26 protein-coding genes are annotated in these 22,195 nt (G+C 48.2%); 8 read left to right on the top strand and 18 right to left on the bottom strand.

The genetic code is table 11. The features are described from left to right. Positions 1 to 51 precede the first annotated feature (51 nt). Positions 52 to 447, top strand: a complete 396-nt coding sequence (locus H5T41_06880; GenBank protein MBC7108492.1) for an ACT domain-containing protein — start codon at positions 52 to 54, stop codon at positions 445 to 447. 21 nt (positions 448 to 468) lie between these two features. Here H5T41_06880 and H5T41_06875 read toward each other — a convergent pair whose 3' ends face one another. From H5T41_06875 to H5T41_06860, 4 genes are all read right to left on the bottom strand, one after another. After that, positions 469 to 1,338, bottom strand: coding sequence for an EamA family transporter (locus tag H5T41_06875; GenBank protein MBC7108491.1), 870 nt, complete (start codon positions 1,336 to 1,338; stop codon positions 469 to 471). A gap of 67 nt (positions 1,339 to 1,405) precedes the next feature. Further along, the gene (locus H5T41_06870; GenBank protein ID MBC7108490.1) at positions 1,406 to 2,476 is read right to left on the bottom strand and encodes an NDP-sugar synthase; all 1,071 of its coding nucleotides are present in this window, start codon (positions 2,474 to 2,476) and stop codon (positions 1,406 to 1,408) included. Positions 2,477 to 2,593: 117 nt separating this feature from the next. Beyond that, positions 2,594 to 3,658, bottom strand: a complete 1,065-nt coding sequence (locus H5T41_06865; GenBank protein MBC7108489.1) for a dipeptide epimerase — start codon at positions 3,656 to 3,658, stop codon at positions 2,594 to 2,596. Positions 3,659 to 3,683: 25 nt separating this feature from the next. Further along, the gene (locus H5T41_06860) at positions 3,684 to 4,547 is read right to left on the bottom strand and encodes a DUF89 family protein (GenBank protein ID MBC7108488.1); all 864 of its coding nucleotides are present in this window, start codon (positions 4,545 to 4,547) and stop codon (positions 3,684 to 3,686) included. Between the two features lie 137 nt (positions 4,548 to 4,684). On the opposite strand from H5T41_06860, the gene H5T41_06855 reads away from it, so the two are divergent. Then, positions 4,685 to 6,883 carry a CDC48 family AAA ATPase gene (locus H5T41_06855; GenBank protein ID MBC7108487.1) on the top strand — a complete coding sequence of 733 codons (2,199 nt, stop codon included), beginning with the start codon at positions 4,685 to 4,687 and terminating at the stop codon, positions 6,881 to 6,883. Positions 6,884 to 6,907: 24 nt separating this feature from the next. Here the strand turns inward: H5T41_06855 and rimI are convergent, their stop codons facing one another. The 3 genes from rimI to H5T41_06840 are packed head-to-tail and all read right to left on the bottom strand — an operon-like array spanning position 6,908 to position 8,817. After that, positions 6,908 to 7,345 carry a ribosomal protein S18-alanine N-acetyltransferase gene (gene rimI / locus H5T41_06850; protein ID MBC7108486.1) on the bottom strand — a complete coding sequence of 146 codons (438 nt, stop codon included), beginning with the start codon at positions 7,343 to 7,345 and terminating at the stop codon, positions 6,908 to 6,910. A 3-nt stretch (positions 7,346 to 7,348) separates the two neighbouring features. Continuing rightward, positions 7,349 to 8,224, bottom strand: coding sequence for a RimK family alpha-L-glutamate ligase (locus H5T41_06845; GenBank protein MBC7108485.1), 876 nt, complete (start codon positions 8,222 to 8,224; stop codon positions 7,349 to 7,351). After that, entirely contained in the window at positions 8,212 to 8,817 is a 606-nt protein-coding gene (locus H5T41_06840; GenBank protein MBC7108484.1) for a RimK-like ATPgrasp N-terminal domain-containing protein, read from the bottom strand. The genes H5T41_06845 and H5T41_06840 overlap by 13 nt, the downstream gene beginning before the upstream one ends. A gap of 362 nt (positions 8,818 to 9,179) precedes the next feature. Here H5T41_06840 and H5T41_06835 point away from each other — a divergent pair, with 362 nt between their 5' ends. Next, a complete protein-coding gene (locus H5T41_06835) occupies positions 9,180 to 9,419 on the top strand; it encodes a PRC-barrel domain-containing protein (GenBank protein MBC7108483.1) in 240 nt (79 codons plus the stop codon). Positions 9,420 to 9,445: 26 nt separating this feature from the next. Here H5T41_06835 and H5T41_06830 read toward each other — a convergent pair whose 3' ends face one another. The 5 genes from H5T41_06830 to H5T41_06810 form a co-directional block, all read right to left on the bottom strand. After that, entirely contained in the window at positions 9,446 to 11,662 is a 2,217-nt protein-coding gene (locus H5T41_06830; GenBank protein MBC7108482.1) for a tetratricopeptide repeat protein, read from the bottom strand. Next, positions 11,659 to 12,465: a hypothetical protein gene (locus tag H5T41_06825; GenBank protein MBC7108481.1), complete on the bottom strand. Its 807-nt coding sequence runs from the start codon at positions 12,463 to 12,465 to the stop codon at positions 11,659 to 11,661. The genes H5T41_06830 and H5T41_06825 overlap by 4 nt, the downstream gene beginning before the upstream one ends. A 63-nt stretch (positions 12,466 to 12,528) precedes the next feature. Beyond that, positions 12,529 to 14,124, bottom strand: a complete 1,596-nt coding sequence (locus H5T41_06820; protein ID MBC7108480.1) for a tRNA uridine(34) 5-carboxymethylaminomethyl modification radical SAM/GNAT enzyme Elp3 — start codon at positions 14,122 to 14,124, stop codon at positions 12,529 to 12,531. 13 nt (positions 14,125 to 14,137) lie between these two features. Continuing rightward, positions 14,138 to 14,422: a hypothetical protein gene (locus H5T41_06815; protein ID MBC7108479.1), complete on the bottom strand. Its 285-nt coding sequence runs from the start codon at positions 14,420 to 14,422 to the stop codon at positions 14,138 to 14,140. After that, positions 14,423 to 14,875, bottom strand: coding sequence for a helix-turn-helix transcriptional regulator (locus tag H5T41_06810; GenBank protein MBC7108478.1), 453 nt, complete (start codon positions 14,873 to 14,875; stop codon positions 14,423 to 14,425). A gap of 344 nt (positions 14,876 to 15,219) precedes the next feature. On the opposite strand from H5T41_06810, the gene H5T41_06805 reads away from it, so the two are divergent. Genes H5T41_06805 through H5T41_06795 form a run of 3 tightly spaced genes read left to right on the top strand, consistent with a single transcriptional unit; the run spans position 15,220 to position 17,936 of the window. Then, positions 15,220 to 16,305, top strand: a complete 1,086-nt coding sequence (locus H5T41_06805; protein ID MBC7108477.1) for an ABC transporter substrate-binding protein — start codon at positions 15,220 to 15,222, stop codon at positions 16,303 to 16,305. 45 nt (positions 16,306 to 16,350) lie between these two features. After that, positions 16,351 to 17,172 (top strand): ABC transporter permease, encoded by an 822-nt coding sequence (locus tag H5T41_06800; protein MBC7108476.1) that lies wholly within the window; start codon positions 16,351 to 16,353, stop codon positions 17,170 to 17,172. Next, positions 17,169 to 17,936, top strand: a complete 768-nt coding sequence (locus H5T41_06795; GenBank protein ID MBC7108475.1) for an ABC transporter ATP-binding protein — start codon at positions 17,169 to 17,171, stop codon at positions 17,934 to 17,936. The genes H5T41_06800 and H5T41_06795 overlap by 4 nt, the downstream gene beginning before the upstream one ends. A 1-nt stretch (position 17,937) precedes the next feature. Here H5T41_06795 and H5T41_06790 read toward each other — a convergent pair whose 3' ends face one another. The 4 genes from H5T41_06790 to trxA all read right to left on the bottom strand — a co-directional run bounded on the left by H5T41_06790 (position 17,938) and on the right by trxA (position 20,032). Further along, positions 17,938 to 18,459 carry a transcriptional regulator gene (locus H5T41_06790; protein ID MBC7108474.1) on the bottom strand — a complete coding sequence of 174 codons (522 nt, stop codon included), beginning with the start codon at positions 18,457 to 18,459 and terminating at the stop codon, positions 17,938 to 17,940. Positions 18,460 to 18,468: 9 nt separating this feature from the next. Beyond that, entirely contained in the window at positions 18,469 to 19,368 is a 900-nt protein-coding gene (locus H5T41_06785; protein MBC7108473.1) for an FAD-dependent oxidoreductase, read from the bottom strand. Between the two features lie 87 nt (positions 19,369 to 19,455). Then, the gene (locus H5T41_06780) at positions 19,456 to 19,620 is read right to left on the bottom strand and encodes a histidine kinase (GenBank protein MBC7108472.1); all 165 of its coding nucleotides are present in this window, start codon (positions 19,618 to 19,620) and stop codon (positions 19,456 to 19,458) included. A gap of 10 nt (positions 19,621 to 19,630) precedes the next feature. Then, positions 19,631 to 20,032 (bottom strand): thioredoxin, encoded by a 402-nt coding sequence (gene trxA, locus H5T41_06775; GenBank protein ID MBC7108471.1) that lies wholly within the window; start codon positions 20,030 to 20,032, stop codon positions 19,631 to 19,633. 278 nt (positions 20,033 to 20,310) lie between these two features. Here trxA and H5T41_06770 point away from each other — a divergent pair, with 278 nt between their 5' ends. Together H5T41_06770 and H5T41_06765 are read left to right on the top strand one after the other, a co-directional pair. Further along, the gene (locus H5T41_06770; protein ID MBC7108470.1) at positions 20,311 to 20,574 is read left to right on the top strand and encodes a PRC-barrel domain-containing protein; all 264 of its coding nucleotides are present in this window, start codon (positions 20,311 to 20,313) and stop codon (positions 20,572 to 20,574) included. 55 nt (positions 20,575 to 20,629) lie between these two features. Continuing rightward, positions 20,630 to 21,139, top strand: coding sequence for a gamma carbonic anhydrase family protein (locus H5T41_06765; GenBank protein MBC7108469.1), 510 nt, complete (start codon positions 20,630 to 20,632; stop codon positions 21,137 to 21,139). On the opposite strand, the gene H5T41_06760 is transcribed toward H5T41_06765, so the two are convergent. Beyond that, entirely contained in the window at positions 21,090 to 21,686 is a 597-nt protein-coding gene (locus H5T41_06760; GenBank protein MBC7108468.1) for an HDIG domain-containing protein, read from the bottom strand. The two genes, H5T41_06765 and H5T41_06760, sit on opposite strands and share 50 nt — an antisense overlap. After that, entirely contained in the window at positions 21,667 to 22,185 is a 519-nt protein-coding gene (locus H5T41_06755) for a tRNA (cytidine(56)-2'-O)-methyltransferase (protein MBC7108467.1), read from the bottom strand. Before H5T41_06755 ends, H5T41_06760 begins: the two co-directional genes overlap by 20 nt. Positions 22,186 to 22,195 lie beyond the last annotated feature (10 nt).

Below are 22,195 nucleotides of genomic sequence, written 5' to 3'. Positions count from 1 at the left end.
CGATAACAGAGCCGGAGACTATTTTAGCAGGGAGGATCAATATGTTTGTTAATGATGATGAGGCAATTCGAAATTTATGTGCAAAACAGGCCTGGGGAAGTGGCCTGGATTGCGGAAATTCTAGCGAAAAACTCGGTGAATATTCGCGGTATTTCGACTGATCTCGGCTCGAATCGGCCAATGATCCGCGTCATCACCGATGATGAAAACAGTGCAAGAAGCGCACTAAAAAATGCGGGACTCGAGTTCTCCGAAAGAGACGTGCTTGTTGTTTCCCTGAGCGATAGGCCCGGGGAGCTCTCAAAATTGACGAAAAAACTGGCAAGGGCAGGTATTAACATCGAGTCGATTTTCATCCTCGGCGCGAGAACACCGAGGGAAGAAATTGCGATAGGCGTCGACCAGCCAGAAAAGGCCGCAGAAGTGCTAGCCAAATACACATCCTAATCGATTCGCCAACATCATTCCTCATTTTCTATTTCGGTTCATCGATATGACAGCAATAGCAAAGATGATGAATCCTCCTCCGATCCAAGTAGCGACAGTCGGGATTTCCTGTAAAATGAGGAAGGCGAAGATCATCGCGAAAATGATTTCGAGCAGAAGAATAATCGAGGCCATCGTCGCTCCCATTCCTTTCAGCCCATAATTGTAAAGAAGGAAGGCGAGGCTCGTGCAAATGATACCGGTATAAATCGCGCTCACACCACCAGGTACATCGATTTGATAATCACCAGTGAAGAGAAAGGTCAAAGGAAGCAGGATGATCGTTGTCGTAAGAATGACAGCGCAGGTGACAAGGAGGATATCCTGCTCCCTCATGAGAACCTCTTTCTGATAAACGATATAGAATGCCCAGAGAACGCCGGCACAAAAGACCATCACATTTCCGAGGAAACTTCCAGTGAGGATTGCTGACAGGTCGCCATTCGTCGAGACGATCACGACGCCAATGAGACCGCTCGCCAGACCTAAAATAACCTTCTTAGAAATCTCTTCAACAAGAATGAAGAAAGCGATGATCGCGACGAAAACGACATTGATGTCGATGAGAAGCACCGCATTCGTCGCGCTCGTCATCGTCATGCCAAGATGCTGCAGTTCAAGCGCGACGGCGTTGAATCCCGCAATGGCCCAGATGAGTTTGTTCTCAAAGAGTCGCCAGCTGAATCTCTTTGTCACAATCAAAATTAAAAGAAGAACGAACGATGCGAGAGCGAAGCGAAGAAGCGAAAAAAGAAATGGGTCGACATGTTCGACACCGATCTTCGCCGAAACGAATGAGGTGCCCCAGATGAAGCTTGACGCGATCAGGGCCGCTTCGTGTTTCGCCTTCACCCCGCGGCAATCCCTGCAGAACTATTTAATCGAAGCGTTCAAGATCGATCGCGCCGAATCGCCCGACTCATTCTCTCACAGCGCCCTCAAGTGAAAGCGGACCTTCGATCCTGATGCCATCGCCTAACACGCTTCTCACGATTTTCACGCCTGGGCCGATAACACATCCTTCTCCGAGAATACTTTCACTAATCACGCATTTATCTGAAATCTGGCAGCGGCCCAGTATCAAGGAGTTGACAATTTCGCTCCCATCGCCGATCACGCTTTCTTTTCCGATCACCGTTGAAGACACTACACTCCCTTCGCCAAGGCAGACATTCCGACCGATGTACGAGCTACCGACAATCTTCGCGCTCCTCTTGATCATACGATCACCCAGTTGCGTCAATTCGTCAAAGGAATGCGTTTGCGCGTGCGTTCGCTCCGCCATTTTGAGATTCGCCTCTAAAAGATCAAAAGGTCTTCCAATATCCTTCCAGAATCCAGGAATCCTGAGTCCAAATAATTTCTTTTCCGCTGCGAGGAGTCTCGGAAACAGATTCCTCGAGAAGTCAAATTTTTCGCCAAAAGGAATCTCCTCGAGGGTCTCCTTCTTCAATACATAAATTCCAGCGTTAATGAGATTCGAAAAGACTTCTTGTGGCGAAGGCTTTTCCTTAAATTTCAAAATCCTGCCCTGATCGTCTAAACCGACGATACCAAATTCCTCAGGTCTTTCCACCTGTGTAAGGGCGATCGTGACATCCGCGCCACGACGCTCGTGGAATTCGATGAGCGATTTTATGTCGACATCTGCAAGGACATCCCCACTCGCAACGACAAACGTTTCCTCAAGTTTTTCTTCTAGCAGCTTAACAGCGCCAGCGGTCCCCATCGGTTCTTCCTCGAAAGAATAGATGATGCGGGCACCGAGCTTCTCGCCATTTCCAATGGCGGCGACGATGTCTGCAGACCTGTATGAGCATGTCAAGAAAATGTCATCAATACCAGCCCTCGACAGGGATTCGATTACGTACTCGAGACATGGCCTATCGAGAATTGGTAGCAACGGCTTTGGTCTCGTGTTCGTCAGAGGCTTCAACCGCGTGCCCTCGCCGCCAGCGAGTACGACTGCCTGTCTAATTTTCTGCATCAACAGATCGCCTCCGGGATAAGCGTTTGAATATGGATATGCGCGGAAGTAATAAAAAGATGGCACAAGGAAACACATCGATCGATTCAATCGAATCTTTCCGTCCTCGATCGATAGTTCTCAATTCTCACCCCTGATCAAATCGATGCCAAGACCTGGAAATCCACTGGTATAAAGCCTGCCATCCTTAAACTCGACGCCCTTTGTCGGATCGTTCATGAAAGAAAAGTGCGAATCCAAATCAGCGTATTTAACTGCCTTACCTGAAAGAGCAAAATGAAGACCACCAGCGATTGACGCCTCGCATTCCGACATGCAGCCGACCTGAATGCTGATATCGTGATCCTTGCAGATCGCATCAACAATCGTGCCCGGGTAAATTCCGCCAAATTTGACAAGTTTGAGGTTGATCATCGATGCACAATTCTCCCTGATAATCCGATTCACATCATCCAGTGTCTTGGCGGATTCATCGGCCATGATTGGAATCGATGAAATCGAAGAAAGTTTTCTCATCGACTCGAAATCGCTTGCAGAAACTGGTTGCTCGACGAATTCGATATTTAGGCAATCAAGCTCTTCGACAAATCGCTTCGCTTCTTCAAAGCTATACCCTTGATTGCAGTCAACCCTCAACCTAATTTTTGAGCCGACAACATCCCTGATTGTCCTAATCCGACGAATATCTCCATTGACATCCAACCCAGTTTTGATCTTGAGAACGCGAAAGCCTGACTTGACAGCAATCACCGCTTTATTAACAGATGTTTCGAGATCCTCTATGCCAATCGTCAACGATGTTTCGATGCAATCGCGCATTCGGCCGAGCATCTCACAGACCTCAAGCCCTTTTGATTTTCCAATGAGGTCGTAAATTGCGAGGTCGACTCCGCATTCAACCGCAGGATTCCCTGAGATTTCTTTGCGTAGGATTTCATGAATTTCATCGATATTCTCGGCATCGCGACCGATGAGTATGCCTCGAATTTTCAAAATCGAGTGCTCAATCGATTCCGCTGTTTCCCTCGTGACAGAATTTGGCACGGCCACGCCTATGCCATCAATGTCGCCAGCATGAATTCTGATCAAAAAATTGACTGTATCTTTCGAAACACCCGTCGCAATTCGGAAAGGTTCCTCCCTTTCGAGGTTTATTTTGTTGAAATCAATGGATTCAATTTTCATCGCTTAACACCGACAGGATCGATCATTATTCAATGACTTTCACGACATTGTCATTAACTTTCGCGCCTATGGCCCTCGCAACTGGTCTACATTTCGCTCGGAGAACATATGCAATCGGCTTGAACGCGTGATCTGAAAGTGCTTCGAAGTTTGCCATTCCCTTCGAAACGATGAGGTCTGCATTTTCGAATTTTTTCCTGAGCTCCGCAGACATTCTGGAAACGTCGATGCCAATGGCAAACATACCTGTTGTGTCCAGATCGTCAACGAGGGATGCGACTGAAGTTTCAATCGCATCTTCTTGCGTCGCATCGGTCAGGATCGCTTCCCCCTTGACGATGCCTATCACCTTCACTCCAAAAGACTTGATTTGCTCGATCAATAACTTATCGAAAACGATTTCTCCGCAATTGTCGAAAAGATAAATTACGTTGTCTGCCCCGTCAAGAATTCTTTTCATTCTGGGAGTGTCATCCAAGTCAAGTCCTTGCGCAACGATCGATTCGAATGCGTTCGAAAACAACTCGGGTCCTTCTACCGACGCACGAATGCCAAAATCAAGGACATTGCCGGCAATTGAACATAAACAAGCGGCTTTCAATTTATCGTTAGCAGAATGCACATAAGATCGTGCTCTCTCGAAAATTGAAATCGCGGCCAGATTGCTCTTTCTCTTCAGATCTTTATATGGATCAGGGCAAAGGAGTTCGTATGCTCGCCGATGCACATGAGTCGCCACCTCGGCCGAATTCACACCGATCTTAAATTTCTCGCAGAGGATCTTCAGGCACTCTGCCATCACCTCTTCTTTTCGATCAGGAGCGCAAAGGCGGGTTTCGTAAAGCACGCGGCCGAGCAGGCAGGGCACACACTCCGCATCCATCTGCATGTTCGGGACTCATGTTTTAACCCCGCATTAATCCTTTGCGTTCAAAATCGGAATTTTGGGATGATTAAGAAGAGCCAGAGGTTAGGAAGGTTTAAGACCCGCTGAAACATTGTGCAGTCAAAGAACGTGGGGGTAATATGGCAGAGTCCGTAACCCTGAGAGTGGCTCGTGCTCAGCATCAATCGGAAGTTGGACTCGGAAGGGCAAGAATCGACGCGAAGACGAGAAAGGAATTGGGCGTTGAAGTCGGAGACGTGATTGAGATCGTTGGAAAGAAGAAGACTGTCGCGAAGGTATTCAGGGCGTCTCAGGAGGACGAGGGGAGGGGCATCATTCGTATTGATGGAATGATCAGGTCAAACGCTGGCGTCTCGATCGGGGAGAAGGTCACTGTCTCCAGAGCGGATCCGCAACCAGCGTCAAAGGTTGTTGTCGCACCGAAAATCCCCCAAGGGAAGAAAGTCAGATTCGGTCAGGGTGTTGAGGAGCTTTTCAGAAAGGGACTAATTAACAGACCGCTTATCAAGGGCGACGAGATCATCATCCCGAACATCGCACTGATGGGCGGGTTCCTGCCATTCATCGTCGTCAATACGCAACCGTCAGGTGTGGTCGTCGTGGGGGAGCACACCGAACTTTCCGTAAAAACAGAACCAGTTGAGACAACAGAGGTCGTAACACCATCTGTCACATACGATGACATCGGCGGCCTCGAGTATGAATTACAAAGGGTCCGCGAAATGATTGAATTACCCCTGAAGCACCCCGAACTTTTCGACCGCCTTGGCATCGATCCCCCGAAAGGCGTCCTGCTTTTCGGTCCACCAGGGACCGGAAAAACGCTGATCGCCAAAGCCGTGGCGAACGAAGCCGGCGCAAACTTTTACGCGATCCAGGGTCCAGAGATCATGAGCAAGTATTACGGCCAGAGTGAGCAGAAACTGCGTGAGAAGTTCGAGGAGGCGGAAAAAAATGCGCCGTCAATCATTTTCATCGATGAGATCGATTCGATTGCGCCAAAACGTGAGGAAGTTCAGGGCGAAGTGGAGAGGAGAGTCGTTGCTCAGCTGCTGACACTTATGGACGGGCTCGGGGGGCGTGGGCAGGTCATCGTCATTGGTGCGACGAATCGCGAGGACGCGCTCGATCCTGCGTTGAGAAGACCTGGGCGGTTTGATCGAGAGATTGAGATTGGCGTTCCAACCAAGGAAGGTAGAAAGGAGATACTGCAGATCCACACGCGCGGGATGCCGCTTGCTGAGGATGTTGACCTTGATAAATATGCGAGTGTGACGCATGGTTTCGTGGGAGCGGATCTCGCAGCTCTTGCAAGGGAGGCCGCTATGAAATGCCTTGCGCGTTATGTGCCAGAACTCGATCTCGACAAGCCCGTTCCGCCAGAATTGCTAGAAAAGATGAAGGTGACCGCAAGAGACTTCGATGAAGCTCTCAAAGAAGTTGAGCCGAGCGCGATGAGAGAAGTGCTCATCGAAATCCCAAGAGTTACGTGGGACGACATCGGCGGACTCGAAGATGTGAAACAGCAATTAAAAGAGATGGTCGAGATGCCCCTCGAAAACCCCGAAGCCTTCCGTAGGATGGGCATCAGGCCACCGAAGGGGATTCTTCTTTATGGCCCGCCTGGTACTGGAAAAACGCTGATCGCCAAAGCTGTGGCAACGGAGTCGAAGGCGAACTTCATCTCGATTAAAGGGCCGGAGATCATGAGCAAGTGGGTCGGAGAGAGCGAAAAGGCAGTTCGCCAGATTTTCAAACGCGCGAAGCAGGTTGCTCCCTCGATCGTTTTCCTTGATGAGATCGATGCAATCGCACCGAAGCGGGGCCTTAGCGGCGATACGAAGGTTATTGAGCGGGTCGTCAACCAGCTGCTGACGAGTATGGATGGACTCGAGAGTCTCGATCGGGTCACCGTCATCGCCGCAACCAACCGTCCAGACATCGTCGATCCTGCGATTCTCAGACCTGGAAGGTTCGACCGTCTTGTTCTGATACCGGTGCCTGATCTGGAAGCGAGGATCGCGATCTTGAAGATTCATACGCGATCGATGCCGTTGAAAGACGTCGATATCGAGTCGATCGCCGCGAGGACTGAGGGGTACGTCGGAGCGGACCTCGAGAATCTTTGTAGAGAAGCTGCGATGAACGCGCTGAGAGAAAATAAAGATGCATGCCAGGTCGAAATGCGTCATTTCGAAGCGGCGCTCAAGATCGTTCGACCGTCAACAGACAAGGATATCATGAAGCAGTACGAGAGTATCGGCCACACACTTCAGAAGGCAAAAACTGGCTGGGAAGAACTTGGCGCTTACAGGTGAATACCCGTTTCCAGCATTTCCGGATCACGAAAGCATCTTCTCCATTCTCAGTCCGTTGACTCCCTTACGATAATAATCCTCGAGCTTTCTGATCGTCTCGAATCCGAGTGATCGATAGAATGCAATTGCATCGGAATTCGATTCACTGACTTCGAGCGTCATCTTCGTGCACTTTCGTTCCTTGGCCAGTTTCTCTGCGGCACGCATCAGCGCCGCTCCTATGCCCATTTTACGATACGCAGGGTGAACGCAGATCGAGTAAACGCGAGCAGCTGATGTATCCTTTCTGAATAGCAGAAGAATATAACCACGGATTCCGCTATTGTCATAGACCAGCGTTGCCGATTTTGCTTTTTTAATGAGATAAGCTATTCGTTGATGTGAAAAGGCATCGTCGGTGAAAGACTCGTCCTCGAGTCGTTGAATCTCAGGAATATCCTGAGGGGACGCTGTTCTGATCAACTTTCACTCACCAGCTAGGTACCGTATGATCCTCTCGTAGACCTCTGGGTTCTTTGCGTCCTCGCCACCCGCATCGATGTTAGGATTGTCGTTGACCTCGATGACCAGGTATTCCCCATCGACTTCCTTAATATCAACCCCATAAAGGCCTTTGCCAATCGCAGCGGATGCTTTGATACCCGTTTCGATTAGCTCCGGATCAACCTCGTTCAGATCCATCGCCTGGATTCTCGCCCACGTCACATGACCGTTCTCCCTATGCTGGATTTTCCAGCTGCTTGGCGGCATGATATATTTGCAGACGAAAAGCACTTCTCCGTTCAGCGTTGTAACACGCCAGTCGAAGTTGGAAGGGACAAAGCGCTGCGCAACAATGGCACTCGTTCTTCGGAAGTATCTTCTCGCGGTCTCGTAGAACTCGTGCAGATTTTCAACCTTCTCGACGTAAGTCGAGAAACTGCTGAACGGTGCTTTCAATACAACTGGACATCCGAGTTCTTCGAAAATCCTTTGTGCGGCATCGACATTCAGTGTGTTCTTGTCGAGGAAGCGTGTCTCTGGAATTTTCAGCCCACTCCTCTGCAGTCTAAGATACATATTGATCTTGTCGCAGCAGATGATGATCGAATCGGGATCGTCGATCACTGTAAGACCGTTCATTTCCGCGATGCGCGATGCGACGTATGATGCGTTCATCGGATCGGTCGTTGATCTGATGAAGAGTGCATCGAACTCAGGAATCCTGTGAATGTCCGACCTGAAAATATAGTCAAAACGATGCCCTAGGTTGAGCGCTGCGACCTTGAAATTCGTGAGAGCGTTGAGTTCCTCCGATCGATTAATCGTATAGCGCTCGACGAAGCACGCTATATTTGCCATTCGTTCGCCTTCCTGAGAAGCTTCAGCTCCTTGCTCTTGAGCTGGTGGAGTGGTAATGGCTCGATTGCGCTGAGCATGACTTCGCCGTCCTCGATAACCCTCACCTTGCAAATTGGCAGGTGAAAGAGATTCCAGATTCGATCGGCGATCTTTTCGAATTCATCGGTTGTCGTAGTGCCGAGAATGCATTTGAATTCCCTGATCGATGCATCCTCTCTGATTCTCTGGACAAGTATTGGATACTTGTAATTCCTTGTCAGCGATTTGCTGATAGTCTTCACATGCCCCTCTTTATAAACAACACTGTGTCGTCGCATGAAGGGATTGATGGGATAAATGATCGCAGGGGGCTCAAAAAATCCGTTTGAGATATAGTATTCCGGAACGGGAATACCAGCCCGTTTGGCTCTCTCCATACATAATGGGACAACATACGCATCGAGCGCTTCTTTCACTCGTGGATAAACAGGGATTCCCTGTATTTCGGCTTCGATGCTCTCGTAGTGCCCCTCGCTGAGATATCGGTAGTCGCCAGCGATGTTGACGAAGGCACTTTCTTTTGATTGGTAATGAAGCCTATGGCTTAAACCCATGGGTAACGACCCGTTTCGTGAGACTTATTTGATCTCCTTCGGGAGAAGCTTAAGAAGAAGCTCAGCTAATAAATCTTTCCGTTCTATCGTCCAGCATTCACTCATCCGTATCGTTTATGTCGAATGTAAGCTACCAGTTAAGATTATTTCATGGTTCGACGACTAGGGTATTGAGGGATACCCACAACGAGAGAACCTCGAACACCACCACAAAATGATTTGAATTTTTTTAAAAAAGCGATACCACCACATGTCACATCCAGATATGCTGAGTTACCCAGATACCATGAGATAAAGCTAAATATGGACAATATCATTCATATTACCAGCTATCAAAAAAATCATTATAGAAGGTGCTTGTAATGAGAAAGTTCATCACGGAATTGAAGGGTAAAACCGTAATGACAAACGACGGACAGATCTTGGGGATGATTGATAACTTTGTCATCGAGACGACGACAGGGGAAATTCAACATGTACTTGTAGTGCCGGCGGAAGAGATTGAAACACGATTGTACAAGACTGATGCACAAGGCAGACTCATCCTACCCTTCAGCGAAATGCGGGCTGTGCGCGATGTCGTCGTGATGAACATTAGCTGAAATGGTTTTTGACGAACTTGAGAACTTTATCTTTTGCCCTCTTTGACAAGACCTAGCACACGATCGCGATTCACAATCGCATCGTGAAATTTTGGATTCTTTTCAAGCGCCGCGTTGTAAAACTCAAGAGCCCTAATAAACTCCTTTTTCCTCTCCGCCACAATTCCGAGGCAATTGAGCACGTCGGGACTCTGCTCAAGACGCAACGCGGAAATAAAAGAATCGTTTGCCCCTTCGAGATCGTCGATTGCGAGCTGGCACATCCCTTTGTTAAGAAGGAATGAAGGGCGCTTCTCGAGCAACAGCGCTTCTTCAAAGCATTTTAACGCTTGCTTATAATCCGCTTGCAGATAATTAACACATCCAAGGTTGTTCCACGCATCGGCATACGCCGGAGCGAGCGATATCGCATCTCTGAACGCCTTTGCAGATCGCTCGAAATCTCCCAGAAGGCGATAGCATACGCCAAGATTATTCATCAACTCAGGCGTGATCTCCCCCTTAGCTATGATCTTCTCGATTTCCTCGGCGGCCTCCCTGTATTTTCCAGAGGCAATCAGCAGAAGAATGCGCAGCTCACGCATAATCCATGTTTCATCTTTCACAAGAGAGAAATCAAGGCGCTCGAGGCGATTCATTTCAAATAAGAGAAGCGATCGCCTGGCATCAGATTCAACGGAGTCGCGAAGACCGTCTAGGATTTTTAGACACTCCTCTTTTCTCCCAAGGCGATAGATAATTGCCTCGAGATCAAGAAGATTGAAAATATCTCCTGGAATCTCTCTGACGCTCTCTTTGATAGAGACGAGCGCTTCCTCGAGTCGCCCGAGATCGAGAAGCAACTCGCCGCGCAGTCGATGCGCCTCTGGCGTCAAAGGTTCGATCTTGAGACATTTTTCGATCTCGACCAGTGCCTGCTCTGGCTTTCCCATCGCTCGAAGCAGGATCGCTGCGTTCAAAAACTCTCTAGCTATGCCCATCTCTCTTTTCTTTTCAGGTGGAACAATCGTATCCGCCGCCGCTAGCGCCTCATCACGCTCGCTAACCGCTTCAGAAAGATTTGGATTCAGATCAAGGGCAACGCCGAACGACTTGGCGGCATCTTCGAAAAGACCTGCCGCCTTCTGCGCCCTCCCAAGATTTAGCCAAAACTCCGCCTTACCACCCTCGACCCTAACGACTTCCTGCCAGGCATCGACAGCTTCGCTGACCATGCCGAGTTCTAATAGAAGAGATGCGCGATTGATCAACGCCTCGAGATTCTTCGGATCATTCTTGATCGCGAGCTCGAAGGACTGAAGCGCGTCATTCAATCGACCAAGGGCTTTGAGAGCGAGGCCGCGATTGTTGAGGGCTTGAGCATGCCCCGGGTATGATTTGAGCATCGTTTCATATACACTGAGAGCTTCGTCAAACATGCCGAGCTGGTAGAGTGCGGCGCCTTTGTTAAGAAGTGCTGAATGCATCCGAGGTGACAATTTCAACGCGTTATCGTATGCATTTAATTCGCCCTTAAAATCACCAAACCTGCTGAGGATAACTCCAAGCAGATACCACGAATATGCGTCATCTGGCTTCAGCTCTACCGCTTTCCTGCAGGCCTCTAATGCCTTTTCATTCCTTCCCACTTCTACCAGAACGATCGCTTTCTTTTGCCAGGCAACGAAATGATCTGGCTTTAATCGCAGTGCGTCTTCTAAGTATACGAGCGCTTTCTCGTAATTCTTCTGCCTAATTGCCTCTTCCGCCGCACCGAACGCCATGTCAAATCTCCCGATACTCGGAAGATACCTCACGCCTTCCCGCTCGAGTATGCGACGGTCAATTTCTTTGAGTAATTTCTCCCCAATTCCAAATTTTTTTAACAATAAGAGAAAACGCGGCCGATCTGCGTATGCGATCTCATTAGCGGCTGCAAATTGCTGCGCATCTTCATCAAAATCACCCAAAACGATCAGAGCAGGGCGTCTTCCCTCAAGCTCTGCCTTTTCCTTGATCTTCTTGAGTCCTTCCGTAGACGCATCGCTAGCACGTTTGGAAACCATGACAAGATATTTTCCTTCCTTGCCTTCGCCTTCGACAAACACAGTATTGTCAGAAGAAATCGCTCCAGTAATCCTGAGTTCCATAAGGGTGAGTAATTCGACGACGATATCCTTGAATTCCTCATCATTTAATGTCCTCAGCGCATCGGAGATTCTCGCGTCAAGCCGTTCCTCGAGGATTTCTTCCATTTCTTTCATTTCAATCCGCCCAAGAGCAAACGGAGTTTCTCAACTCTCTTTTCATGAAACTCCTTCGGCAATTCTCCGATGACTTTGATCGCTTCCGCATCCCTACCCAAATCTAAGAAAATGTTGGCCTTCCATATCAGGATATGATTCTTCTCATCGACAAAATCCTCAGAATCGAGGAATTGATCGAGCCTTTTGATCGCATCATCGCTTGATCCGATAAAATGAAGAATGATCGCTTTATTCACCTCAGTTATTTTTTTGAGAGAGGAAGAAAGCGCACCGCGCTCATAGCGTTTCATTGCATTTTCCGCCATCGATTTCGCATAAGGGATCGAAACCGATGGTTCAATTGGCAGTTTCATCATCTCTCTGGCTGTAAGTGCCTCAATATTGCCCAATCGGATCGAAGCACGTGCCCATGATTCACCGGAAAAAGCCAAATCTGAAGTCACATCAACGATCTGACGCAAGATACCTCTTCGCGGCAAACGTTCGTCACCACTTAATCTGAGATCAATACCGAGCATCGAGAGATATCGATCAATGAGAATTGGCAACTGATCTTTATGATTTGACATCAGAAGCTCTCTCAACCTTGTGATCATCTCGAGGCCTTTGCCGAAGGTAATGTCAGAATTGGAGAAAGGGCCGATCCTCATCGATACGCTGCAAAAATGATTTAACCTTATATCCGCGGTCGGATCGAGAAGCGACGGCAAAAGAGAAAAGGGGTCCTTCAGTCGTTCAGAACATGCTCTGCATAATAATACATTCTCGCCCGTTTTCTCGCCGCAGCTGATACACCCCAATAAAACACCAAATTAAGTATCAGCACTATGAAATAAAAATATTGGTTTTTGAGTCGCAAGTGATCAGAGCTTTTTTGCCATATATACGCCATCCCGCACGTATCCGAGTGAGGAATAGTATCGCCTGACGCCGACACCACTTGTAACCTTGATTTCCTCGCAACCTCTTTCGCGCGCGATTCGCTCCGCCTCGGCCATCAGCTGTCTGCCAAAACCCCGATGTTGCCAGGATTCTCCGCTTTGACCGACGGGCAACATCTGGCCGAAAACCTTTAATTCTCTCAGAGACGCGAACTTGTTCAATGGCGAATCATTGAGTCTTAGCCTTGCATAGCCGACAACTGCGTTCCGATCTGGAATTTCATAGGAAATGAAATACTCGTCACCGCCTGAAGCCCGGTATTTGATGATCTCGAGTTCTGCATGCAATTGTTCGTTAAGCTCAACGCCGAGTAATCCTACTTCTCTGCATCTGATGCACCGACAACTCGCTCCATCTTTCTTCATTTTCTCTCTGACAAGTTCCCTCAAGTGCCCCTTGTCGACCCCTGCCTCGATCAGCGGCACAGGTATATCTCTCTGAATCCTCTGGATGCGGACATATGGTGGCACAATTTTTTTCATTTCAGCAATGACTTCCACCGCTTCTTCGGTGGAATAGGGCCTGTATTTTCCATCTTTCCATAGATCGTAAAGCGGTGTCCCCTTAACCACAAGCGTCGGATAGATCTTCAGCATATCAGGCCGAAATCTTTCATCCTCGAACATCATCGAAAAACTCGCGATGTCCTTTTCTCTTGTCGAGCCAGGCAGACCAGGCATGATATGGTAACAGACCTTGAGCCCCAGTTCCTTTGCGATGCGTGTTGCTTTCACGACCTCCGAAACACCGTGTCCTCTTTTCACCGCGCTTAGGATCTCGTCATCAAGTATCTGTACGCCAAACTCAACCCTCGTGGCACCAAGATACATCGAGAATTCCGCTTTCTCTCGATCAAATGAATCTGGCCTTGTCTCGACGGTCATTCCGATACATCGATGATCAGCCGTTTCATTGATCTCATGCGCTTCCTCGAGCGACTCACTGCTTTTCGAATTCAAGGCATCAAAACATCCTTTCACAAATGACATTTGGTATTCCCTAGGGCGCGTTGTAAATGTCCCGCCCATGATAATTAGATCGATCTTGTCGGTTGGATGGCCGATAGCCTCGAGCTGTGCGATTCTGCTTCTCACCTGTCGAAATGCATCAAAATCGTTGGCAGAGGCTCTCCTTGCCGCTGGTTCCTTTCCCGTGTAGGATTGCGGGGATCCGTATTCGACCCCGCCAGGGCAGTAGATACATTTACCATGCGGACACGGCGCGGGTGAAGTCATTACAGCGACGACCGCCACGCCGCTCAGAGTTCTCATAGGCTTCCTTCGCAATAACCTCAAAACCAATGGATATTCGTCCTCGTCCGCAACTGCCAGAGTTTCCGAGTTAGGCGGTATTTCGCTGAGGTTGAATTGCCTTGCAAGCACAATCTTCGCGGTCTGGAGACTCTTTCTATCCTTGATTACACCCTCGACGATCTGCCTGATCAGGGCTTCATGGTAACTCGACCGATTTTGATCTACCTGATTAATTCCTGAATCATCCCGCCTATAAGGATTCATCATTTGACCGCATTTACCTGAAGTAAACCTCTCTCTCCTCGCTTTCCTTTTTCTCTTCCTCTCTTTTCAACTGCAACAGATCAATCGAAAGAACCGCAATGCAGGGAATCAATCTGATTCTCCCCGCTTCTTCTCCATGAGAATCATCCAGTTCAATACTGATGGCCGTATCATGTCCGAATGCAACGTACCCTTTGAATTCACCAGTTGTCAATAACGGCTGCCCTTCGCCGCCCCTGCTGATCACCCTGCACTTCGAACCCTTTGTGAGATTTGGTTCGATCTCTTTGCCCGACATCTACCTCGCCTCCTCGATCAATTTCTGGAGATGATCGACCGTCTTGCGGTAATTTTCCATCGCCATTTGTACATTTGCCTCGGTGAAGCTCCATGCCTTTCGCAGATCGCCATATCGAATGCGGTATCCCTTCTTTGTCTGCCCATCGCGCACAGTCTCAACTTCTTCAATCAAATCCATCGATTTTAATTTATTGAGATGTCTGTAGACTGTGGGTTTTGTCGTTTTGAGATAAATTGCCAGCTCTTCAACAAGCCAAACACGTTTCATATTTTTCATGAAACACTCTACAAAGAGCTTATAGGGAATTCCTTCTGTTGAATTTCCCCTTTTCTTCTTGGGATCGAAATTCATTGGCAGATAACCTATCTGCTTGAGGAATTCTGTGGCAACTTCATCGACATCATTAATCGGCGTTAGTGGTGTGTTGCTTACGACGTTGAGCTGGAACATAATATCGGATAACTCGAGATTATTAAAGCTTATTAATTTTTTTCTTTCGGCAATGTGATTCTTTTTTTAAAAGACATCAAAAAAATCCAAAAATGCGCCGTTGATAAATGAAATGGATTTGAAATGTAGATAAACATCGCGATCTTAATCTCAATTAAGAATCAGTAACCAGCCGGTCCAAGAGTGAAGCCTCAGCACTACAGCCGTTGTTGGTCCTTCGAGATCAGCCTGTCGAATACCATTATGTAGAATTGTGAAGAAAAAAATGTACAAATAGGCCAATTTTTATCCTTCTAGGGAGAAACCATTTATAGACCCGTTAAAGTATTGAAATCGGTGAACTTATGAAGCGATCGGCAATCTATGCAGTTATTATTGCGATTATTGCAATTCTCGCCGTTGTATCCGCGGCTGTTTTGTACAAGCCAGCCGCGGAGGAAAAAGTCGTATATTGGAGTGCCATCGCACCAGCGAACCAGCGTGCTGCGCTGCAGACCAACACCGTCCAAGGAGCTGTCAGCTGGGAACCTTATGTTTCTGATTCCTTAGTTGACGGTACCGCCACCGTTATCGCCTGGTCTAACGACATATGGCCGCATCATCCCTGCTGCGTCATCGCCGTGAAGAAGAGTTTTGCTGATTCGGAAGTTGCGAAGAATAACGATCTCGTTGCAAGAGTTATCAGGGCGCACATCGATGCGACGAACTGGATCATCGAAACGATTGAAAATGGCGGTGATAATTACACGAAACTTTTGGAGATCGGTGCACAGTTCAGTGACAGAAATACAACGGTCGTCGAGTCGGCGATTGAACACATCGAATTCAACTATGAGATTACAGAACAAGTGAAGAAATGGTTTGAAAACTATACTTCAATGTTCGCCGATCTAGGGCAAATTACTTCCCTCGGCGGATACCCGAATGTGACGGCTTTTGTCAATTCGATCGTCAACACGAGTTATTTGGAAAAAGCGATGGCCGTTGAGCCGAGCGACACGATTCTCGGCACCGTGAAACTGGGATACCTGATGGGCGATCTCCATCAGTTCGCGAGAGCTGTGGCAATGAACGAAACGCTCTGGGGCGGGAAGACGTTGTTTGAAAAGTATGGTGTCGAGATTCAATCGCCTCTGCCTTATGCAAACGGTGCGTTCCTGATGGACGGTTTCGCTCGAGATGAAATCGACATGGGATATCTCGGAAGCCCGCCAGCACTCCTGAAACGCATCAATGCGAACATCCAGATCGAAATCGTTTCACTGGTCAACAGCGGTGGTTCGGCGATCATCGCCAAAGCTGGGATCGCGAGCTTCGACGAACTCGACGGTCAGACGATCGCGACACCGGGACCTGGCTCGATACAGCATCTGTTGTTGATGTTCTACGCAAACGAGCACGGCTACAAGCTCAAACTCAAGGGGACGTAGCGTCCCTACAAACCTTTTTCTTTTTTGATTCAATAAGGGATGCAGATGAGCTCACCCTGGGAAAGGCTGAAAAAGAAATGGAGGAAGATCTCTGAGACCGGGACTTTTCGGATTTTATGGATCACACCCCTTTCCCTGGCTGGATTCCTGATTGTGTGGTGGCTTTTTTCAATAATTATCAACCGTGCATACTTGCCTGGACCCTATGAAGTCTTCCAGGCGTTTGTCGATTCATTTCGTACGCCAGCTCCATCCCTTGGCATCACGATGGGCGATAACATCGCATCAAGCCTCCAGCGGTTTCTCCTCGGTTTTGTCCTCGCATTTTGTGTTGCAGTCCCACTGGGTTTGATGATGGGATTCTTCAGGACAGCAGAAACTGTCGCAAAGCCAGTGATCGAGGTTTTCAGACCTATACCCCCGATTGCATGGGTGCCGGTATTTCTCCTCATCTTCAAGCTCTTTTGGGGTCCGGTTATGGTCATCTTCATTGGCGTCTTCTTCCCTCTTCTCTCGAACGTCATCTTTGGCGTGAAATCGGTCGATCCAACACTTATAGATGCGGCGCGTACGCTTGGTGCCGATCGGATAAGACTATTTACAAAAGTGATTTTTCCATCAACCGTTCCTTTTCTCATGACCGGCATCACGATCGGTTTAGGTATTGGCTGGATGTGTATCGTGGCTGCGGAAATGATCGGCGCTGTAGGAGGTGGAGTTGGTTATTATATCTACTTCATGGAGCAGCTTGGTAAATACGAATACATGTATGCTGGAATGGTCGTTATCGCAATTCTCGGGATTTTGACGGTGGGTATCAGCAGGTATATTGAGCAGTATTTGTCGCGATTGATGGGGATGAAATGACGCTGACCATCGAGAAACTTGAAAAAAGATTTCCCAAGGATGATGAGGAACTCGTTGCGATCACCGATTTCACCCTCGAGGTTAAGGATCACGAATTTGTCTGCGTTCTCGGCCCTTCCGGCTGCGGTAAGACGACGCTCCTACGCATCGTGGCCGGACTCGAAACAAAGACGTCTGGCTCTGTGAAACTTGATGGCGTCGAGATTGCTGGACCAGGTTCCGATCGCGGTATGGTGTTTCAAGAGTTCGCTCTGTTTCCGTGGCGAACGGTCAGGAAAAACATTGAGTTTGGACTTGAAATCAAGAAAGTGCCGAAAGAAGAGCGAAAAGCGATTTCCGATAAATACATCGAACTCGTCGGCTTGAAAGGTTTCGAGGATTCGCATCCATACGAACTCTCCGGTGGTATGAAACAGCGGGTGGGGATCGCGCGCGCACTTGCCAATGATCCAAAAATTCTTCTGATGGATGAACCGTTTGGGGCGCTTGATGCGCAGACACGAAACATGATGCAGAAAGAGCTCCTGCGCATATGGTCTGAGACAAAGAAAACCGTGCTTTTCGTGACGCATTCGGTCGATGAGGCGGTCTATTTGGCTGATCGCATCGTCGTCATGACGGCACGTCCGGGAACGATTAAAGAGATCTTCGATATCACGATGCCTCGTCCTAGAGACAGAGCGAGCGTCGAATTTGCATCGCTCAGAAAACACATTCTGGCAGAACTAGAAAGAGAGGTTGTCAGGCCAGCACCATCGACCTGACTCAATAAACCTTTTTCGCCGCTATCTCAATTGCCCTCAACACAGAGTCGTGCGGAATCACAACTGTCACGGGCACTGAGAGGATCTTTTCGACCGTTGGAGCGACGATGGGCGCGCAGACAACGGCGAGGGCGCCGTCTTTCTCGGCCCTTACAGCAGAGATGATCGCTTCCTCCATCGTCGCTGCAGGATATTCTTTAACCCTGATGTTTTTATCGCCGATTTTAATCGTACGTTCCTCAATTTTTTCAAGAACTGGCCTACTTGCGATGACAGCGATGAAATTGCCTGTCGGATGTTTCTCAAGTTTGCGAACTGCCAGAATAATACTCCTCACAGTTCGCAGATTTGGCTCTCTCCTCTCCTGCATGATCTTGTAAATTGTGCTCATCGAGAGTCCCGTCTTCGCGCAGAACTCAGGGACGCTCATCTGGAGGTCTTCTTCAAGCACCTTCTTCAAAGCCTCTCTAAATCCGCCTTCACCGCGAAGTATCCCCGCGATCAATTCGTTTTCAAGGGCCATATCGAAACGTTAACCCTCCTGGTTCTTGACGAACTCCGCTGCCTTAAGACCTGCAATGCAGCCTTGTCCGACTGCCTTTGCCAGCTGCCATGGTTGGCCAGTCACGTCGCCACAAGCGAAAACGCCGTCGACCTCCGTTTTACAATCATTATCGACGGAAATCAGTCCACTTGGCTCTGGTATGATTCCGATTTCGAGCGCAAGTTCGATCGACCCCATTGCACCGAGCTCGATGAAAACGCCGTCAAGATCGAGCTTCCGACCGTCATTCAGTTCGAGACCAGTGACAACCTCGTCACCGTAGATTCTAACGGGCATTGCAGGCGAGATGATCTCGATCGTCGTCGATTTGATCTTATCGAGCAACGGTTTCGCAACTTTCATTTCTTTTGATATCCAGAAGACCTTGCTAGCGTAATCTTTTAAAAGAAGCGCCGATGATGCGGCAACGCTCTCATCACCTATGACCGCAACCCTCTTGCCCTTGAAGAAATTGCAGTCGCACGATGCGCAGTAACTGACACCCCGACCAAGGAATTCCTTTTCGCCCTTGATACCAAGTTTCACTCTCGAAATGCCAGGTGCCAGAATGAGCGCCTTGGCGATGATTTTTCTTTCATGGTCGGTCTCGATCAAAAAGCGCCTTTCATCCTTACTCAGCTTGATCACATCTTCCTCCAGAATTTGTGCGCCAAATTTTTTTGCCTGATTTACCCCCATTTTCAAGATTTCTTCGCCTTCCGCCGATTCGATCCCGAGGTAATTCTCAACTCTTGACTTCACCAGCGCGCTTCTCTCTGGATGGCCAATGATCACAACCTTCACTTTGCTCCTCGCGGCATGAATAGCAGCCTGCAGTCCAGCGGGTCCGCATCCTACGATCCCAACATCCGTTTCCAAATCCTTCATCAAATGAAAATGATGTTGCGCCGTTATAACAGTTGTTCCATGCAATACGAGAATTTGATCAAACCCAAAAAGTCTGGAGGATCGGCCCTATTTTTTCTCTAGCTTCTTTTTCAGGATGGCTATTTCATCGCGCAATTCATCAATTCTTATCTCGAGAGACGGCTTGGGGGAATGGGCGGGCCGATTTGCCTCCAGTTCAGCAAGTTCCTCTTCAAGTTTCTCGAGCCTTATTCGATGCTCCTCATCCTTCATTTCTACGCCACTACATGAATTTCTGGATTCTTTTCATAATCTGGTCTTTTGGAATAGCGCCAACGATTCTGTCGACGAGCTTCCCATTCTTGAAAACGAGGAGCGTTGGGATGGCCTGTATTCGATACTGCAAGGCGGTCCTTTGATTTTCATCGGTGTTCAGTTTTCCGAACGCAACACGCCCTTGAAGCTCTCTGGCCAAGCTATCTATGATAGGCGCAATCATCCGGCATGGGCCGCACCATGGAGCCCAGCAATCCACCACAACCACGTCGTATTTTTTTGTAAAGCTATCAAATTCAGTGTCGCTGATCTCGACAGGTTCTGGAGGCCATTGAGAGGCTGTGTGCTTTTCCGCCGCTTCCATTAATTCCTTAAGTTTTCTCCTTCGAATCTCTTCCAGTTCGTCCATAATGTGATCACCTATCGGTTGTGTTCGATTTAGACAAAACCGATAATATTATGTCGTTTATTAAAGTTTCTGCCTAACGGTTCGAGGATTTGAATGATCAATCCTCATAAGCTGAAGAAAGTAGGGATAATTGTAGTTGGCTGAGCCCAAAGATTGTATCGATTGCAGTTTTCTCCCTTATTGACTTCAACAATCGATTAATGGGGATTTGTCTAACTCATATATCAGAATCCGAAGGCTTTTTAAGAAGCAACAGACATATGGAAAAGGGATAGCTGATGTTGGAGGAAGCTTCGGAACTCATCGGGTTGCAGGTCTACACCCCGAACGGAATCTTCGTCGGGAATGTCAATAACCTTGTCATCGAGCTGGAAAAGAAATGCATTGATGGCCTTTTCATTAGCGAGACGAATCCGCTACTCGTCGAAGATTCGAAAGCTATTAACATTCCTTACCGATGGATCCAGGCCGTCGGCGATGTGATCATCCTCAAGTATTTCCCAAAGAGGGTGACAACCAAGAAACCGCCTGTGAAATTATAGAGAGTAAAAAGACAGAAGGAGAAGTTTTTTCTTTTCTACTTCATTCGGGGCGTTCATGGCAATCAATATCAAAGGAAAAGTCTTCATTGATCCTACGGCGGTCATTATCGGCAACGTCACCATCGAAGAGGGTGTCAGTATCTGGCCATATGCTGTTTTAAGAGGAGATCTTAATGCGATAACAGTTGGCGAGGGTTCGAATATCCAAGAACACGTGACGATTCACGGCGATGAAGATTCACCGAATATCATAGGGAAAGATGTGTCGATTGGTCATGGTGCTGTCATTCACGGCGCGACGATCGGTGATTACTGTATCATCGGTATGCACTCGACGATTCTGAACGGCGCGATCATCGGCGATGAGTGCATTATCGGTGCTGGTGCTTTGATCACTGCAGGGACAAAAATACCGCCGAAATCGATCGTGGTCGGCGTCCCAGGAAAAATCGTCAAACAAGATGATCCAGGCATAAGAGAACGTGCCGCCAGAAATGCAGAAGAATATCACAAACTCAGGGATTCGTACCTTGCGGGGAAGTATACTCGGTACACGACCCGCTGAGCTTCATGCGTCTCCTCAGAGGAAAAAGCAATTCGTCGATATCCTTGCCGCACATTCGAGAGAGTTCTTCGTGCATCAGTCGCATTCTTTTCGCGGCGTCGAGGAAACCGCGCCTCTCGAAATCCGCAGAAGCGTCCCAAACCGTCCTCACACCTTTCTCATCAACGAGATTATCAGCGTGCGTGACGATCTTTTCCTCGAGCGTTTCTGGCATGTAGATACCCGGCGGAAAACCGAGAAGCTCCGCTTCTTTCTCGGTCAACCCCGCGCCGAGATGTCTCTGAATGATTCTCACGATTTCAATAGGCAAATTCTTTTCCATGGCGATTTTCATACCCTCGATTACATGGTCAACGCCATGCGTTCGCGTTCTTCCAATATCATGAAGGAGCGCACCGGCAATCACAAGTTTGATGTTAGCGCCGCAACACTCTGCAATTCTCTTAGCCACCTCTTTGACCACACAACAATGTTCGACGACATTGGAATCCGCTCCCTCTTCGATCAGAATTCGAAGACATTCTTCTTCAGTCGGAATCGCTAACAACTTTCTTCCCTCTCTCGCACGGGATGATTTTCATTCGCCCCTTGAAGTCCTTTCTGAGTCCTTCACCTTTAAGAAATCTGTCAAGAAATACTGCTAAGGCTGCTACTTCGGAATGTGGCTGATTTCCTACCGCGACGTTGAAGGTTGCGAGCTCATACATTTCCGCGGGGACCTTTTCAGCACCGACGACAATGAGCAACTTTTCCGACTTTATTTTGGGGAGCGCATCGTCGATGTGAATTCCGTACATCGTCAGATGGACGACATCCCCCTCAAATTTCTTTATAAATTCTTTCCAGTTGCTGACCCCCGTCCTTATTTCAAAGTCTCCTCCGAATCGCTCATTAACGCCTCGGATTCCTCCTTCTAATCTTTCATCCTTTGTTGTGACGATGATTCCCTTCGCACCGAAAGCTCGCGCTGTCAGAGCTACATGGGTTGTCATCCTTTTATCTCTCTCGGGGCGATGACCGAGTCTCAACACCCAAATCTCTGTCATCCAAAAACTT

The organism is Methanomassiliicoccales archaeon, assembly GCA_014361295.1.
In the GTDB taxonomy this organism is placed as follows: Archaea; Thermoplasmatota; Thermoplasmata; order Methanomassiliicoccales; family JACIVX01; genus JACIVX01.
This window is presented reverse-complemented; position numbering and strand designations above follow the sequence as displayed.

Coding starts and splice junctions, on each gene's coding strand:
- H5T41_06880 (MBC7108492.1), top strand. CDS start 52: ATGATGATGAGGCAATTCGAAATTTATGTGCAAAACAGGCCTGGGGAA.
- H5T41_06865 (MBC7108489.1), bottom strand. CDS start 3,658: ATGAAAATTGAATCCATTGATTTCAACAAAATAAACCTCGAAAGGGAG.
- H5T41_06860 (MBC7108488.1), bottom strand. CDS start 4,547: ATGCAGATGGATGCGGAGTGTGTGCCCTGCCTGCTCGGCCGCGTGCTT.
- H5T41_06855 (MBC7108487.1), top strand. CDS start 4,685: ATGGCAGAGTCCGTAACCCTGAGAGTGGCTCGTGCTCAGCATCAATCG.
- H5T41_06845 (MBC7108485.1), bottom strand. CDS start 8,224: ATGGCAAATATAGCGTGCTTCGTCGAGCGCTATACGATTAATCGATCG.
- H5T41_06840 (MBC7108484.1), bottom strand. CDS start 8,817: ATGGGTTTAAGCCATAGGCTTCATTACCAATCAAAAGAAAGTGCCTTC.
- H5T41_06835 (MBC7108483.1), top strand. CDS start 9,180: ATGAGAAAGTTCATCACGGAATTGAAGGGTAAAACCGTAATGACAAAC.
- H5T41_06830 (MBC7108482.1), bottom strand. CDS start 11,662: ATGAAAGAAATGGAAGAAATCCTCGAGGAACGGCTTGACGCGAGAATC.
- H5T41_06820 (MBC7108480.1), bottom strand. CDS start 14,124: ATGAATCCTTATAGGCGGGATGATTCAGGAATTAATCAGGTAGATCAA.
- H5T41_06815 (MBC7108479.1), bottom strand. CDS start 14,422: ATGTCGGGCAAAGAGATCGAACCAAATCTCACAAAGGGTTCGAAGTGC.
- H5T41_06810 (MBC7108478.1), bottom strand. CDS start 14,875: ATGTTCCAGCTCAACGTCGTAAGCAACACACCACTAACGCCGATTAAT.
- H5T41_06805 (MBC7108477.1), top strand. CDS start 15,220: ATGAAGCGATCGGCAATCTATGCAGTTATTATTGCGATTATTGCAATT.
- H5T41_06800 (MBC7108476.1), top strand. CDS start 16,351: ATGAGCTCACCCTGGGAAAGGCTGAAAAAGAAATGGAGGAAGATCTCT.
- H5T41_06795 (MBC7108475.1), top strand. CDS start 17,169: ATGACGCTGACCATCGAGAAACTTGAAAAAAGATTTCCCAAGGATGAT.
- H5T41_06790 (MBC7108474.1), bottom strand. CDS start 18,459: ATGGCCCTTGAAAACGAATTGATCGCGGGGATACTTCGCGGTGAAGGC.
- H5T41_06785 (MBC7108473.1), bottom strand. CDS start 19,368: ATGAAGGATTTGGAAACGGATGTTGGGATCGTAGGATGCGGACCCGCT.
- H5T41_06780 (MBC7108472.1), bottom strand. CDS start 19,620: ATGAAGGATGAGGAGCATCGAATAAGGCTCGAGAAACTTGAAGAGGAA.
- trxA (MBC7108471.1), bottom strand. CDS start 20,032: ATGGACGAACTGGAAGAGATTCGAAGGAGAAAACTTAAGGAATTAATG.
- H5T41_06770 (MBC7108470.1), top strand. CDS start 20,311: ATGTTGGAGGAAGCTTCGGAACTCATCGGGTTGCAGGTCTACACCCCG.
- H5T41_06765 (MBC7108469.1), top strand. CDS start 20,630: ATGGCAATCAATATCAAAGGAAAAGTCTTCATTGATCCTACGGCGGTC.
- H5T41_06755 (MBC7108467.1), bottom strand. CDS start 22,185: ATGACAGAGATTTGGGTGTTGAGACTCGGTCATCGCCCCGAGAGAGAT.